Source organism: Agarivorans sp. D1326, assembly GCF_056958115.1.
Window position 1 is genome coordinate 458,371 of the sequence record NZ_JBTWEN010000004.1, and the last position, 15,805, is coordinate 474,175.

The window sequence follows — 15,805 nt, forward strand, 5'->3', positions numbered from 1 at the left end:
TTGGAACAGAAAGTAAGGGTCAAAATCCACATAAAAACAAAACACGCTACAAAGTAAGACATCGGGTTAATTAAGCTGTATTATTTTAATGTGATTTATCAATCCAACAAACAGGGAATAATATGAGTAATCATAGGTTTGGAATGAAGAAAATTCTGGCAGTTAGTGCCTTAACCATCGCATTAACTGCCTGTGGTGGGGACACCGCAGAACAGCACTTATCTAAGGCTACCGAATACTTAGCAAAAAATGATCAGAACGCTGCAATCATCGAACTAAAAAATGCCATAAAAAAAGATGCCTCATTGGCACAGGCACGCTTGAATTTGGGTGAAATTTACCTAGAACGTGGTAACTATCCAGCAGCAGAAAAAGAGCTACTTAGAGCCTTAGACTTAAACGCTGAAAAACAGCAACTCATTCCCCTACTAGCTAGAACCTATTTAAATCAAAATGAACCTGAAAAAATAGGCGAATTGATTACTCAAAATAGACCTTTTGAGGCCGAGCTAGAAACCGAATTACTGGCAATTCACGCCCTTTCGCTATTTAGAAATGGTCAATTTGATCCGGCTAAAACCACCTTAAACCAGGCCCAAGAGCTTGGCTTTGAAGGTACCTACTCGCGGATGGTAAAGGCCAGTATCTCAGCAGCAGACCAACAATTTGGGGCTGCCAACGAAACACTGGAACAGCTAAGCCAAGAAGTACCAGACAATACCGATGTATGGCTGCTAAAAGGCCACCTTGCGTCTATGTCTAATGACACAGAAGTAGCAGTAGAGTCATACAGCAAAGCAGTGGAACTGGCCCCAGATGCTGCTCAGTTCACTTTGTATTTAGCACAGGCTTTGGTAAAAAATAAGCAATTTAGCGAAGCGGAGAAATACTTAGACAGTATTTTGAGAATCGCACCAAACCACATGCTTAGCAATCAACTTAAAGCTTATGTACGTTTTCAAGATGAAGATTTTGAGAATGCATTTACCTTATCAACTAAAGCCTTGCAAAGTGGTTCTCATAACACCGCTACCCAAATTGTTGCAGGTATCTCTGCTTACAAATTACAAAAGTACGAACAAGCCTTAACTCAACTAGAGAGAGTAATTACTAAAGATCCTCAGAATGCCCTGGCACAACGTTTATACGTAACTACTCAGTTTAGGATTGGCCAATTAGACAACGCCTTCAATCAGCTTAACCAAGCATCGGTTGCTGAGGGCCAAGACAGCGACTTCTTAAGCACAGTGAGCATGCAGCTCAACCGTTTAGGCCGCACCGAAGAAGCAGTACAAATTGCCGAAAAAGCAGCAAGTTCAGGAGGCTTATCAGAAAAAGCTAAATTGGGTTTACTGAAGCTTAAACAAAATGATTTAGATGGAATTAGCATATTAGAAGAGGTGCTAGCCGAAGATCCTGCTCATGCCCAAGCATTTTTAGGTTTACAAACTCATTACTTCCGCCAAGGAAAAGCTGATGAAGTGCTAAAGTCTCTGGATAGCTGGATAGATGCTCACCCAGAAGATCAAAGTGTAAAACTATTTAAAGGTGCCATTCTTGAGCAGCAAGAGCGCTACGACGAAGCACTCGCAGCTTATCAATCAATATTGAAAGACCAACCTGATGACCTAGCAGCAAAACTATTTAGCTCATCGGTTTATGTGCAAAAAGGCGAAGTAGAAAAGGCCTATGAGATAACCTACGAGGTTAAAACCGAGCAGCCTGAAAACTTACGTGTTTTTGAGTTTCTAATGAGTCACGCTTCTCAAATAGAAAAGACTGAGGAGGTAAAGGCACTTCTTGATAAACAACTTGCCGAAGCTCCAGATTCTTCATTGTTGAAAGAACAGTTAGGCCGATACTTTTTATTTACCCGAGAGTTTCCGAAAGCCATTGAATCTTTTGAGCAAATTGATGCTTTAACCCGCGAAGACAGAGTTTGGCAATTGATCGGTGATTTGTACCTAGAAACAGATAATCAAGAGAAGGCCATTTTAAGTTATCAAGCTTGGCTAGAAAACTCTCCTCTCTCGCTACCGGCGTATGTTAAGAACATCAACATCTTAGAATCTTCTGGTAACTTGAAAGAAGCCGTAGCCTTAAGCAATAGAGCAGTAAAACTATATAAAAACAACCAACGTTTACTGTTTGTTCATTCTGTATTGCAGCTAAAAGCGGGTGATGCCGTAGCCAGCCAAGATGCCCTAAACAACCTTGATGCAAATCAAATGAACACACCAGCGGTTTTGCAGCAGCAAGGTTACATTTATTTAGTTCAAGAAAACTGGCCTGCGGCAACGGACACTTTCAATAAACTATATGAAGCTTATCCAAGTACCCAAACCGCCAACCTGTTAATCAAATCATACAAAGAAGCAGATAAAATCGAGCAAGCCGTTGCTTTCATTAGACAAGCTATCGATGTTCATGGCGAAGCGGCAAAACCTCTTCAACTGCAACTTGCAGAACTGCAAATGAAAGCTAACCCGCAGCAAGCAATTGAGGAGTACCAAGCGATCATTAAAGATCAGCCAGATAACTTTGTTGCCTGGAACAACCTCGCTTGGGTTTATCATGACTTAAACGAATTTGAAGTAGCCTTAACTTACGCCAAGCAAGCCCACGAACTAAAGCCGGATATACCACAGGTAAAAGACACCTACGGCTACATGTTACTTAAGTCAGGGAAAATAGTAGAAGCAACTAAAGCGCTTGAAGATAGTTACAAGCAAGATGCTAGTAATGAGGTAGGTTTGCATTTAGCAGAAGCACTAATTGCAAATAAGCAAACCAAAGAAGCTAAACAGCTACTCGATGGATTAATAAATATTGAGCCAGAGTTAGCCAATAAAAAAGCTGAACTAGAAGCTCAGCTAAATTAATCTATATAGCCCTAATAAGACTTTATTGGGGCAAATATAAACCTTTAGATTCACACCATTTATGGCTCTCTCGTAACGATATGTTCGGAGAGTCATTTTTATAGAAACTCGGTGAATACATTTTTTTAATATAGTCATCATTGTCATCATTGTTTCTTGCTGCTAGACAACCCTTCTCTACCTCTTTATCAATATTACGCATCAAGACTTGAAAGCCTACCGGTAACGTACGTGTAAGTGTTCCTGCACTAATGTAGTAAGGCGCACGTAAGCCATGATACTCAATAGCTGGACCAAGCTGCTCAAACTTAATGCCTAAAAAGCTCATACTTCTAGCAAGACGCGGCTCCATCATAACAAACGCGTGATGGGTGCCAGCTCGCACAGCTAAAGCGGCAATAGACAAATACAAACCAATAGCTAAAAAAGGAAAGCAACGTAACTCTTCCTCAGAATAGGTTTGCTCATTGATCGCACCAGAGGCAGCACCATCAAAGTTATCCGCTTTACGACGTCGGAATTGTGGGCGAACCGCTAAACGCGATATTTCACAAATTTCGCTTCTAGCAAATTGCGAAGGGTGATATTTAGCACCTTCAATAGCATTAGAACAAAACTTCTCGATGGGCAGTAACTCATCTTTACTAGAAGGAGATACTATTCGCACACAGCCTGCATAGTTGGTACTAGGTTTGTGCTCGATTAAACAAAAGCGAGAGTATTCATCAAACTCATCTTGTTCCATACCGTTTTCACGGACTGGCTCAAAATTAAGTTCCTCACAGTATACGTCATGACGAATTCGAAATGCTTCTTGTACGGTATCGGTTTTATAAGCAACTACCGGGCGAAGATACTCTGCAAAGTGCTGAGCAATTAGCTTAGCTTCTCGCTTAACCAATAACGAAATGCCACCTCTCACAACAGCCCCAAGATAAGGGATACTTGCTAGGTTTTTCACATGTTTGTTTCGGATCATAAAGCGCTCTCAAAGCTTCAAACTTTCTAAACATAACATTTAGATTTTAGAAACAATTTAGAATTATAAAAGGCAGGCTTGCAGAAAAAACAAAGCGCAGAACTAGGCTGCGCTTTGGATGTACAATGCTAAAACTTAGCGACTTTTAATTAAGCATTATGCGCGGCGACGAACAGCTGCCAAGCCTAATAGACCTAATCCAAAGATAGCTAATGTTCCTGGCTCTGATACTTGTGCAGCAGAGATAGCGAAACCAGCTTTCAATTCGTTAGTTTTATCTTCTTCTGTAAGGAAGCCAATACAAGTTGCGTTTGGTCCACAATCAATATCACCTAATACTTCTAAACCTTGTAGGCGAGTAGTTAGGGTGTATACATAGTCATCGTAACCTGGAATTGGTAGTACGAAGCTATTTGTTAAGTAAATGTCATCACCCACTTCTGTGTATGTAACATCTGGACCCAACACGATAGTGAATAAGTCAGAACAGCCTTCTTGGTTAATACCGGCTTGTCCTACCAACTGAGTTGGCTCGTACTTACAAACATTGTTAGTTGGTGTGTTGTAGGTTTCTTCAAAAATCACACCGAACTGAAGTACAGGTGCTGGAGCTAATGGGAAAGCAACAGGTGCTGTAGGTGCAAGGAACAAACCATCAAACAATGTAGCTGCTACTAGAGTATCACCAGTTACACCCCAGTTTTCGTGTACAAGGCCAGTACCTTCTGAAAATGCTAAAGCACCAACACCATCTACAACACTGGTAGTCACAGTACCTGATTTAGAATCTTCAATATTCAAAGCACTTTTCTTAAGATCTGGGTTTTCAGCAGCGTACGGGTCACCCCAAGCAAGAGACTTAGGAAGCTCGCCACCAAAAAGTGGGTCAAAATCATCTAAAGTTTCGCCAGTTGCATCAATACCCGTTGGGTCAATTGAACCAGCATCAGAAGTCCACTGATCGAAACCAGCTTCGTTTAGGTAATCCCAGTCAGTGATAAGAGCAGCGTTAGCAGAGATGCTTGCAAAACCTAAGCTAGCCGCCAAGCATGTAAGTTTTAATTTGTTCATGTCACCCATCCATTTGGTCAGTACGATTCGAAATACAAGTCATACAAAGCAATCTAGGTGCCAACTTTAAAAAACCTTTAAAAGCAGTAGCTTAAGAAATAATCAAATCATTGAAGTAAATAGGATGTAAAAATTACTGACACAAAAACCCATTATATTTACCACCGCAAAAGATCCTTAAGATCCTTGTTCTAAAGCTTAATATATGAAGATTTCCCTTACTAAATCCAATTTACGATTTACCTTGGACCAACAAACAACAGCATTCTGGTGTTAAGTTGCTAAGCACTACAAAGGTAGATGAGAAAGCTGAGCCTTCGAACAAGACAGTTACAATTGAGAATTTGATCTTTGGAAGTGAGAGTTTCTTAAAGAAAATAAAAATTGCTGCTGCGAAAGCGCAGCAGCAATTATATAAGAGCAGCTAATTAAGCGCGGCGACGAACAGAAGCCAAACCTAGCAAACCTAAACCAAAGATAGCTAAAGTACCTGGCTCAGTTACTTGAGCAGCAGAAATAGCGAAAGCTGCCTTTAATTCGTTCTTCTGGTTTTCTTCAGTTAAGAAACCAATACATGTAGAGTCAGGACCACAATCTAGGTTATCTAATACAGTTAAGCCTTGAAGACGAGTAGTTAAGGTATACACGTAATCGTCAAAACCAGGAATTGGTAGAATGAAGCTGTTCTGAAGGTAGATATCATCACCAACTTCAGTAAACGTAACTCCGTCATCTAGTACCAATGTGAATAAGTCAGCACAACCAGCTTCATTAATGCCAGCTTCACCTACTTTAGTATCACCGTATTTACAGGTGTCATTAGTAGGAGTGTTGTACGTTTCTTCAAACAATACATCAAACTCAAGAACCGGCGCAGGAAGTGCTGGGCCAACAAAAGGAGCTAGAGGTTGCAGGAACAAGCCATCAAACAAAACTGCTGAAGACAACGTATTGCCAGTTACACCCCAGTTTTCATGGGTAAGGCCTGTACCTGTTACGAAATCCAATGCACCAACACCGTCAACTACACTTGTACTTACTTGACCAGACTGAGCGTCGTCAATCTCAAGTGAACTTTTGATAAGTTGAGGGTTTACAGCGCCGTATGGTGTACCCCATGCAAGGCTTTTAGGTAACTCACCACCAAAAAGAGGATCAAACTCATCGGCTGTTGCGCCGCCGGTATCAATACCTAGTTGGCCAGCGTTTGAACTCCACTCTTTAAAACCCGCATCATTCGAGTAATTCCATTCAGTGATTAGTTCAGCGTTAGCAGAAATACTTGCAAATCCTAGGCCTGCAGCCAAGCAAGTAAGTTTCAATTTGTTCATTTCACCCATCCAATTTGGTAATAGCGTTTAGATATAAAGACCGTGCATAAAGCAAAACTCGGGCCAAATATAATTAACCAATATTAACAAATAGTTACACGCTAAAAATAAATAAATCAATTATGATGTGTAAAACTTACTGACATAAAAAACGCTCAGCTTTCTTCTTTTAAAACTATCTTTTTGGCTATCTTAAATACCATTCGCTGCAAGGGATTACGATTACCCATTGGTCGCCACGTTTTCTTAAATCGATTTCGATAAGCATCAAAATGCAAGCCGTAAGGTGCGGTAATTAGATCTCCACGATTAAGTAGGATTTTTAAAACATACGTACCCGCTATACCACCACACATCTTCACCGCCATAGGCATCGATGGTCCTTTTTTAGCGTGAAAATCGGCTCGACTCGGGTCAACCAGATAAGGGCGCTGCAACATAGCGGGGGATAAACCAATTAGGAACTTAATATATTGCTCGTTTTCACTAGTAGCATCTTCAAATCGAAAATACTCTTCGTAACTCATACTGCCAGGCATAAAACACAAAAATGCACAGCCCATACCCAACGGTGCAGCAGTAACTAAGGGGATATTTTTCTCTAAACACTTTTGAAAGACCAACTTTCGCGCAGCCAAGGCAAAAAAGTCTAGGCTATCTACATATACGTCCACACCTTCAAGGAACTCATCAACATTGTGCTCAAAAATACCTTCAGGGAAGGACTTCACCTCCGCTTCAGGGTTTATATCTAAGCAGATGTTTTCCATTACTTTTACTTTGTCTTGGCCAACGGTAGACATAAACGCGCCAGCTTGACGATTAAAGTTGTGAACTTCATATTCATCAAAATCAGAAATGTGAAACTTGCCAACCCCCAAGCGAGCCAAGGTAACAATGTGCTCACTACCAACACCCCCGGCACCCGCCATTGCAACACGCTTTCCACGTAACACCTGTTGCTCTGCTTCCGTTACCCAACCGATATTCCGAGAAAAAGCATCTTCGTAATTAAAACTCATAACTAGTTAGCCTTATAAGATTGACGACATCCATTCGCCTGCATATAACCACGAACAACATAGCAACTTGCTCTAATGCATAGTAAAAATTAAGATTAAAAGGTCATTCAAGGAAGAATATAGTATGAAACTCGTCTTCATCGTAATCCTAGCCTCTTTTTCATCTCTGTTTAGTGTAGAAGCTTCCAGCGCACTTGCAGACACTATAGAAAAAATCAAACCGTCTGTTGTAGGAATTGGCACCTACAATAAACTAAATTCTCCTAGAGCCAGCTTGCGAGGTACCGGATTTGTTGTTGGCTCTCACCTTATCGCCACCAATGCACATGTGATCCCAAAAAGCCTAAACCAACAGCAGAACGAAAAATTAGTTGTATTTGTTGGCCAAGGTCGCTCGCCAGAACTGCGTATTGCCAGCGTAGTGGCTAGCATTGAACAACACGATTTAGCCATACTAAAAATTGAAGGCAAAGCCCTAAAACCGCTAACGCTTTCAAACCAGAAAGTTCGCGAAGGGGAACTATATGCCTTCACGGGTTTCCCAATAGGCGCTGTATTAGGTCTATATCCGGTTACGCACCGCGGGATCATCTCAAGTATTACACCCGTGGTTATACCGGCGAGAAATGCCAGCGAACTAAACCTTGCTCAATTAAAACGTCTCAAATCACCCTATAATATTTATCAACTTGATGCCACTGCCTATCCCGGTAATAGTGGCAGCCCCCTCTATCACCCAGAAACAGGCGAAGTTATCGCTATCATCAATAAAGTTTTCGTCAAAACGACCAAAGAAGCCGTATTGGCTGACCCAAGCGCGATCAGCTATGCCATCCCAGTAATTCATCTAAAGCAACTTCTCAGCAGCCTGAAATAGTATTTTGAAAACTTACAGGTACAAAAAAGCCCTTCAAAGTAAGGGCTTAATTAGTATTCGTACACTTCTAAGAAATCCTGTTCTTAAAACGGGATATCATCGTCAAAATCCATAGGAGGCTCATTAAACTGCTGAGTTGCCTGCTGTGGAGCTTGTTGAGGTGCCGGAGCAGGTTTAGGCTGTTGCTGATAACCACCTTGCTGAGGTGCTTGCTGCTGTGGAGCTTGTTGCTGGAAACCACCTTGCTGAGCAGGGGCTGCTTGAGGCGCAGCTTGTTGTTGACCGCCCCAGTTACCTTGTTGCTGCGGAGCACCACCGCCCATGTTTTGACCTTGGCCACCACCTTGACGTCCACCTAGCATTTGCATCACGCCATTAAAGCCCTGCACAACCACTTCGGTAGAGTAGCGGTCTTGGCCGCTTTGGTCTTGCCATTTACGTGTTTGTAATTGACCTTCAATGTATACTTGCGAACCTTTCTTAAGGTACTCGCCTGCAACTTCGGCTAACTTGCCAAACAACACTACACGGTGCCATTCAGTACGCTCTTTTTGTTCACCACTTTGCTTGTCTCTCCAGCTTTCTGAAGTTGCAATAGTAATATTGGCGACGGCCCCTCCGTTTGGCATAAAACGAACTTCAGGATCTTGTCCTAAGTTACCAACCAAAATTACTTTATTAATGCCCCGAGTGGCCATGTATATCGCTCCTATGTTCTATCTGTTGTGGCGAGGAAGACCCGCTATCATACTAGGCTGCACGCACCAAATCCAATGCTCTAGCCAATTCAAATTCTTTTGTTTTAACTTTAAGGTAAACAGTATTGTCACTTGCAATAACAACTGCTTCTACAACCCCAGGTAAAACCTGCAGTTTTTCTAAAATGCTAGCAGGTTGATCGGGAGATGATATCGTTAATGAATAACTTTTTATGCCACTTTGCGCACGCAATCCTAAACTCACGACGATCCAAATAATCAATAAAGCGATCGCAAACCAACTTACTAAATTTGCCCCGCCAGCCGTGTACAAAACGCCAGCACTAGAGCCACCTATAAATGCCCCCAAAAACTGACTAGTAGAAAATACACCAAGTGCAGCGCCTTTGTTGCCCGGAGGGCACAAATTAGAAATTAGCGCAGGTAAACTGGCTTCCAAATAATTAAAGCCAACAAAAAACACTGCCAAAATTACTCCCAACACCCAAACCGAGGAACCGTTAATCAATAACAAAGCGTTGGCAAATAACAACAAACTAATAGCAAATATGAAGAAAGCACGCTGTTGATTGCGCTTCGCTGCAATGATCAACAAGGGCACCATCAATACAAAAGAAATAAGAACAGCTGGCAAATACACTTGCCAATGATTTTCGGCATTTAGGCCTGCGTCAAGCAAACGAAACGGCATTACAACAAATAAAGCGGTAAGTACTAAGTGTAAGGTAAACACCCCCCAATCTAAACGCAGCAACTGAGGATGTTTAAGCAACTCAAGCATCTGTTTAGAGTTAGCACTTACTTCACCACTAGGCGCTTTGGAATCGCCACTTGGTACAGCAAACTGCACCACAAACATCGCGAACACGGATAACACAGCAATCAACCAAAACAGACCCGACAAGCCAAGATAAGCAGAGAGAATGGGCCCTAAAACCAGTGAGGCAGCAAACGATAAGCCAATGCTAACACCAATAAAGGCCATTACTTTCGCACGCTGGGTTTCTCGGCTTAAATCAGCAGCTAAGGCCATTACCGTGCTAGCGATAGCGCCCATGCCTTGCAAGGCACGCCCTAAGGCGATGCCATAAATAGAATCAGCCGTAGCAGCCACTACTGAGCCAAGCGCAAAAATACTTAACCCCAGGAAGATAATCGGCTTACGGCCAACTTTGTCGGACAACCAACCCATGGGGATTTGAAACATTGCCTGGGTTAAGCCATAGGCACCAATCGCAAAACCAACCCATAAAGGCGAAAAGCCCACAAGCTCTTGGCCATAAACGACTAATACTGGCATTAACATAAACAAACCGGCCATGCGCAAGGCAAATAACAAAGCCAATGAATAGGCCGCGCGCTTCTCTGTAGGGTTTAATCGTTCGTCTAGGTTCATAACCATCAAAAATACGTCATTAAAGAACCGGCAATGCTATCACAAGCAGCAAGCCGCAAACCAGCGCAAGATGGTCAGCAAGTAATAAGTTAGCGCTCGGCTTTTCAACGGCGCATTTCAATAAATTATGTGTAATACTGGGCGATTTAGTGCAGCAGTGAACAGCTAACAATGGACAGTATTGATATTCGTGGTGCCCGCACCCACAACCTTAAGAACATTTCGCTGACCCTCCCTCGCGATAAGCTAATTGTTATCACTGGCTTGTCGGGTTCTGGGAAATCTTCTCTCGCATTCGATACACTTTACGCAGAAGGTCAGCGACGCTATGTAGAGTCTCTTTCTGCTTATGCTCGCCAGTTCCTGTCATTAATGGAAAAGCCCGATGTTGATCATATCGAAGGTTTATCACCAGCTATTTCTATCGAGCAAAAATCAACATCTCACAACCCGCGCTCTACAGTGGGAACCATTACCGAAATTTACGACTATTTGCGCTTACTTTACGCTCGCGTCGGCGAGCCTCGCTGTCCTCATCATAACGAACCGCTAGCTGCACAAACCATTAGCCAAATGGTCGATAAGGTTTTTGAGGAGCCAGAAAATAGCAAGCTGATGTTGTTAGCCCCGATAATACGAGACCGCAAAGGCGAACATGTAAAAACTCTGGAAAACTTAGCGGCACAAGGTTTCATTCGAGCACGCATAGATGGAGAAGTGTGTGACTTAAGCGATCCTCCAGAGCTAGAGCTGCACAAAAAACATAATATTGAAGTGGTGATTGATCGCTTTAAAGTTCGCGCCAGTGAAGATTTAGCCCAACGTTTGGCCGAATCTTTTGAAACAGCCCTAGAGCTTGCCGAAGGCACTGCCATTTTAGTTGACATGGACAGCGGCGAAACTCGCCAACTGTTCTCGGCAAATTTTGCCTGCCCAATATGTGGCTACAGCATGACCGAACTAGAGCCAAGGATATTCTCCTTTAATAACCCAGCGGGGGCTTGCCAAACCTGTGATGGTTTAGGTGTGGATCAATTCTTCGACGATAAAAAGGTGATTGTAAATCCTGAGCTTAGTTTATCGGGCGGTGCCATCCGCGGTTGGGACAAACGTAACTTCTACTATTACCAAATGCTCAAGTCATTGGCAGCGCATTTCGAATTTAACTTAGATATGCCCTTTCAAGACCTTAGCGACAAACACCAAAAAGTGATTTTGCATGGCTCCGGCCGCACCAGTATTGAGTTCAAATACATGAACGATCGCGGTGATGTTACCGTGCGCAAACACCCTTTTGAAGGGATTATCCCCAATATGCGTCGCCGCTATAAAGAAACCGAATCAAACGCGGTGCGCGAAGAGTTGGCAAAATTTATTAGTAACCAAGAATGTCCAGGCTGTGGCGGCAGCCGGTTGCGAGAAGAAGCTCGCAATGTATTTATTGGTAGTACTAACCTTCCGGAAGTGAGCTGTAAGTCCATTGGCGAAGCCATGGAGTTTTTTGAAGCGCTTAATCTAACAGGCCAACGAGCACAAATTGCCGACAAAATCTTAAAAGAGATTTGTGAGAGGCTTAAGTTTTTAATCAACGTAGGCCTCGATTACCTTTCGTTAGATCGCAGTGCCGACACATTGTCAGGCGGCGAAGCGCAGCGAATAAGACTCGCCAGTCAAATTGGCGCAGGTCTAGTCGGTGTTATGTATGTGCTCGACGAACCGTCTATCGGCTTACACCAACGCGATAACGAACGCTTACTCGCGACCCTCAATCACCTGCGAGATTTGGGCAATACCGTAATTGTGGTAGAACACGATGAAGATGCCATTCGAGCTGCCGACTATATTGTAGACATTGGCCCAGGCGCTGGTGTACATGGCGGAGAAGTTGTTGCTCAAGGCTCAATGCAACAAGTTATTGATACCCCAAGCTCACTTACTGGACGGTATTTATCTGGTAGTAAATCTATAGCTGTACCTAGCAAGCGACAAGAAGGCTCAGGCGATTACTTAAGCCTACTCGGCGCTAGTGGCAACAACCTCAAGAATGTAGATTTGCATATCCCACTAGGCCTGCTTACCTGTATAACAGGTGTATCGGGTAGCGGTAAATCTACCTTAATCAACGATACTTTATATAAAATTGCTCAAAAGGCGCTCAACGGTGCAGCTGGCGAAGATATCGCTCCACACAAATCGGTAAAAGGCCTCGATAAACTCGATAAAGTGGTTGATATAGACCAAAGCCCGATCGGCAGAACACCGCGTTCCAACCCCGCTACCTATACCGGGATCTTCACTCCTATTCGTGAACTGTTCGCCGCTACGCAAGAAGCTCGTTCAAGAGGTTACAAACCCGGTCGCTTTAGCTTTAACGTAAAAGGTGGCCGCTGTGAAGCCTGCCAAGGTGACGGCGTTATTAAAGTAGAGATGCATTTTTTACCCGATGTGTATGTGCCCTGCGACGTATGTAAAAGCAAACGCTATAACCGTGAAACTTTAGAGATAAAGTATAAAGGCAAGAGTATTCATCAAATTTTGGAAATGACTGTAGAAGAAGCTCGACCATTCTTTGATGCTGTACCAGCCATAGCCAGAAAACTACAAACATTGATTGATGTTGGCCTTACATACATCAAGCTTGGTCAGTCGGCTACTACCTTATCGGGCGGCGAAGCTCAACGAGTTAAGCTCGCTCGCGAACTTAGCAAGCGCGATACTGGCCAAACCCTTTATATTCTTGATGAACCAACCACAGGCTTGCACTTTCATGATATTGAGTTGCTGTTAGAGGTTATTCATCGCTTACGTGACCATGGTAATACTATTGTTGTGATTGAACACAACCTAGATGTCGTTAAAACCGCAGATTGGATTGTCGATCTTGGGCCAGAAGGGGGCAAAGGTGGCGGAGAGATCCTAGTTGCTGGCACCCCAGAAGATATCGTTAGTGAACCGCGCTCACATACCGCCCGATTCTTAAAACCAATGCTAATAAATCAAAAATAAGGCCAAAAGCCAGATTATCAAGGATGTAACATGCTATCGAAGTTTAGCCTAGAGCGTACTTTTTTTTATGTATTTGCTGCAATGATGTTGCTAGGCATGCACTACTTTCAACACAACCAAGGTGGAACAGGCCTAGCCCTCCCCTTTAATTTGGTTGTATGGTGCTTTGCTAGCATTCTTATCGGCCTTGGCCTTATTAAAGTGAGTCAATCCCAGACTTTGCGCTATAACAAAACACTTATCGGTTTAGCTATTTGTGCTATTGGCTTATGGATCCCACTGTTTTATCCAAATGCTGAATTTGGCGCTTTTGCTTTAGACCGTTTAATCGGATTGGCAGCAGGTTTACTGCTTATCTTCTCCATTATTCAGCTCGATATAAGCCAAAAGCAATGGCAGCAAATGATGTACGTGATTGTTGCAGCAGTCTTAATCGAGAGCCTTTATGCATTAACCCAAATGTACCTATTAACAGAGGGTAATTGGGTCGGCTTTAATGTAAATTCAACCAGAGCTGCCGGCATTTTTCAGCAACCGAATGTATTAGGAACCTTTGTGCTGTTTGGTCCAGCCATATCCGCTTGGTTGTTGTCACAACAAGCTATAAACGAAAAATGGCAGCTCTTACTTATACTTGTAACTAGCTTTGCAGCAACATGGGTATGTTTCTTAACAGGATCTAGAACAACAGTAGTAGCGTTGTTTCTTATACTTCCGCTAATGGCTCCTTACCTATTTAAAACTGCAAATTTGTCGCACATTAGATGGTGGCTAGTTAGTATTTTGTTGGGAGTTTTAGCGCCTATGCTTCCCGAACTATTCAATTCTAACGAAGCGAGAGATGCCTTAGGTGGCGCAACCACAGCTTATAGAGTAACAATGCTTGAAGTTAGTTGGCAGCTGTTCAAGCAGCAACCGCTGTTAGGCTGGGGTTATGGTGCTTATGACGGTGTTTACCATGCAGCTCAGGCGTTACTTAATCAACAAGGCTTAATCGATGGTTATCATTTTAATGTAGCTCATCCCCATAACGAACTAGCTTACTGGGCGGTTGAAGGTGGACTTCTGCCAGTCACAGCTTTGTTCGCGATAGCTTTCCTAATAATAAAGAGCATGCTTAAACAAAGCTGGGCTAAGGGATTATTTTATTTTGCAATATTGTTTCCCAGTCTACTTCACTGCATGACTGAACTGCCTTTTTATCACTCTGCGATCTTATGGATTCTATTCTGCACATTAATCAGTCAGATTCTAAGAAATGAAGAAATTATAGTCAAAACGTTCCCAGCTAAATTTGCCCCAAAGACATTTGGAGCTCTCATTCCATGCTTCACTATCGTGTTCATGGCAACTGGTTTACAGGCCATCCATAAAATCACCCAATTTGAACGAACCGGTAGTACAAATGCAGCTTTGCTCGAAGAAGTGATCAATCCAGTGCCCTTGCAAACTCGCTATGAATTTAACGCCATGTCATTTAGGTTAAACGTAGCTTTGTCTTTAAACCTCAAAGAAGAACTTAAAGGCTATCTTGTATGGTCAGAACAGCTATTAAAGAGGAAAGTGAGAACTGAACATTTTTATAATCGCTCAGTTACTTTGCGAGCCCTCGGCTTAAACGAGCAAGCTAAAGCTAATGACAAACTAGCTAACCACATATATCCAAACTCTGAACGTATATCCTATAAGCTTGTTTCTGCAACTAATGGCGGTGAGGAAACACTACGGCAGTACTTGCTATGGAATAAAACTGAGATTGACAAAAAGCCTTTACCACAACTGTATATTCACCAAATTAACGCCTTGGTAAAGCTTGGTGATATTAAACCTGCTGTAGATATGCTTATAGAAGCACAACACAAACTCCCTGAACAAATCAGTTTAAATAACGTTCCCAGTTTAAAACCTTATATTAAGATTCAAACGCCTAGGTAAGTAAAAGCGTAGGTGGTGAGCAAAACTAGTTTTACTCACCACTAGCAATTCTGTTCAACCCAAATCATCTTCAGTTCACTGGTTGTAAGCTCGAAATCTCTTTTTAGTAAGAATTGCGTCAACGCTTCATGCTCTTTAGTTCTGCAGTTGCTGAACAATCACTTACTTACTTCAACTACCTTACTACAACGGAAGTGAGTTTGGCCAGCCCCACCCAGCATAGTTGTAAAACCACTTCCAAAAGTCCCTTACTAATCTAAAGTTTTAATAAGCCGTACCACACACCTAGTAAGCCTCTCAATTCTAATACCTGAAAAAAGATTTCATTAATTTAGGAGTAAGTACCTCAAGCACTATCTGCATAGACTTAGACTAAGAACAGCATACCACTGTACCATCTCAGCTGAGCATCGACGAACTAAGCGAGCGGGCGAGCCTTGCTAAAAAACACGCTAAACGTAATCACTGGTCGACTTTGTATGTGCAAGAGGGCGATGTCTGTGATGCACTAGGTTAGTGCTGTTGATGAAATGATTGAGGCTTGAGTATTTGGTTTGTGGGTGAGACTAAATCGCAGGCAATAAAAA

General features: G+C 42.6%; 10 protein-coding genes. 4 read left to right on the forward strand and 6 right to left on the reverse strand.

Annotated features, from left to right (window positions below):
* Positions 1-122 precede the first annotated feature (122 nt).
* Complete coding sequence (gene prsT / locus ACYFDN_RS10800) at positions 123-2,882, forward strand: XrtA/PEP-CTERM system TPR-repeat protein PrsT (RefSeq protein ID WP_483511089.1); 2,760 nt, start codon at positions 123-125, stop codon at positions 2,880-2,882.
* 22 nt (positions 2,883-2,904) lie between these two features.
* Here the strand turns inward: prsT and ACYFDN_RS10805 are convergent, their stop codons facing one another.
* The 4 genes from ACYFDN_RS10805 to ACYFDN_RS10820 all read right to left on the reverse strand — a co-directional run bounded on the left by ACYFDN_RS10805 (position 2,905) and on the right by ACYFDN_RS10820 (position 7,285).
* Positions 2,905-3,861, reverse strand: coding sequence for a PEP-CTERM/exosortase system-associated acyltransferase (locus ACYFDN_RS10805; protein ID WP_016403874.1), 957 nt, complete (start codon positions 3,859-3,861; stop codon positions 2,905-2,907).
* 156 nt (positions 3,862-4,017) lie between these two features.
* Positions 4,018-4,932, reverse strand: a complete 915-nt coding sequence (locus ACYFDN_RS10810) for a THxN family PEP-CTERM protein (RefSeq protein WP_016403875.1) — start codon at positions 4,930-4,932, stop codon at positions 4,018-4,020.
* A 428-nt stretch (positions 4,933-5,360) separates the two neighbouring features.
* Positions 5,361-6,263, reverse strand: coding sequence for a THxN family PEP-CTERM protein (locus ACYFDN_RS10815; RefSeq protein WP_016403876.1), 903 nt, complete (start codon positions 6,261-6,263; stop codon positions 5,361-5,363).
* Between the two features lie 155 nt (positions 6,264-6,418).
* A complete protein-coding gene (locus ACYFDN_RS10820) occupies positions 6,419-7,285 on the reverse strand; it encodes a ThiF family adenylyltransferase (RefSeq protein ID WP_483511090.1) in 867 nt (288 codons plus the stop codon).
* A gap of 124 nt (positions 7,286-7,409) precedes the next feature.
* Between ACYFDN_RS10820 and ACYFDN_RS10825 the strand changes: the two genes are divergently transcribed.
* Positions 7,410-8,162, forward strand: a complete 753-nt coding sequence (locus tag ACYFDN_RS10825; protein ID WP_472589269.1) for a S1 family peptidase — start codon at positions 7,410-7,412, stop codon at positions 8,160-8,162.
* Between the two features lie 83 nt (positions 8,163-8,245).
* Here ACYFDN_RS10825 and ACYFDN_RS10830 read toward each other — a convergent pair whose 3' ends face one another.
* Both ACYFDN_RS10830 and ACYFDN_RS10835 read right to left on the reverse strand, forming a co-directional pair.
* Entirely contained in the window at positions 8,246-8,860 is a 615-nt protein-coding gene (locus ACYFDN_RS10830) for a single-stranded DNA-binding protein (protein WP_483511091.1), read from the reverse strand.
* 52 nt (positions 8,861-8,912) lie between these two features.
* Complete coding sequence (locus ACYFDN_RS10835; protein WP_483511097.1) at positions 8,913-10,277, reverse strand: MFS transporter; 1,365 nt, start codon at positions 10,275-10,277, stop codon at positions 8,913-8,915.
* 171 nt (positions 10,278-10,448) lie between these two features.
* Between ACYFDN_RS10835 and uvrA the strand changes: the two genes are divergently transcribed.
* Entirely contained in the window at positions 10,449-13,283 is a 2,835-nt protein-coding gene (gene uvrA, locus ACYFDN_RS10840) for an excinuclease ABC subunit UvrA (protein ID WP_483511093.1), read from the forward strand.
* Between the two features lie 96 nt (positions 13,284-13,379).
* Positions 13,380-15,218, forward strand: a complete 1,839-nt coding sequence (locus ACYFDN_RS10845; protein WP_483511094.1) for a PglL family O-oligosaccharyltransferase — start codon at positions 13,380-13,382, stop codon at positions 15,216-15,218.
* The last annotated feature ends 587 nt before the right edge of the window (positions 15,219-15,805 follow it).

Coding starts and splice junctions, on each gene's coding strand:
- ACYFDN_RS10830 (WP_483511091.1), bottom strand. CDS start 8,860: ATGGCCACTCGGGGCATTAATAAAGTAATTTTGGTTGGTAACTTAGGA.
- ACYFDN_RS10805 (WP_016403874.1), bottom strand. CDS start 3,861: ATGATCCGAAACAAACATGTGAAAAACCTAGCAAGTATCCCTTATCTT.
- ACYFDN_RS10825 (WP_472589269.1), top strand. CDS start 7,410: ATGAAACTCGTCTTCATCGTAATCCTAGCCTCTTTTTCATCTCTGTTT.
- prsT (WP_483511089.1), top strand. CDS start 123: ATGAGTAATCATAGGTTTGGAATGAAGAAAATTCTGGCAGTTAGTGCC.
- uvrA (WP_483511093.1), top strand. CDS start 10,449: ATGGACAGTATTGATATTCGTGGTGCCCGCACCCACAACCTTAAGAAC.
- ACYFDN_RS10835 (WP_483511097.1), bottom strand. CDS start 10,277: ATGAACCTAGACGAACGATTAAACCCTACAGAGAAGCGCGCGGCCTAT.
- ACYFDN_RS10810 (WP_016403875.1), bottom strand. CDS start 4,932: ATGAACAAATTAAAACTTACATGCTTGGCGGCTAGCTTAGGTTTTGCA.
- ACYFDN_RS10845 (WP_483511094.1), top strand. CDS start 13,380: ATGCACTACTTTCAACACAACCAAGGTGGAACAGGCCTAGCCCTCCCC.
- ACYFDN_RS10820 (WP_483511090.1), bottom strand. CDS start 7,285: ATGAGTTTTAATTACGAAGATGCTTTTTCTCGGAATATCGGTTGGGTA.
- ACYFDN_RS10815 (WP_016403876.1), bottom strand. CDS start 6,263: ATGAACAAATTGAAACTTACTTGCTTGGCTGCAGGCCTAGGATTTGCA.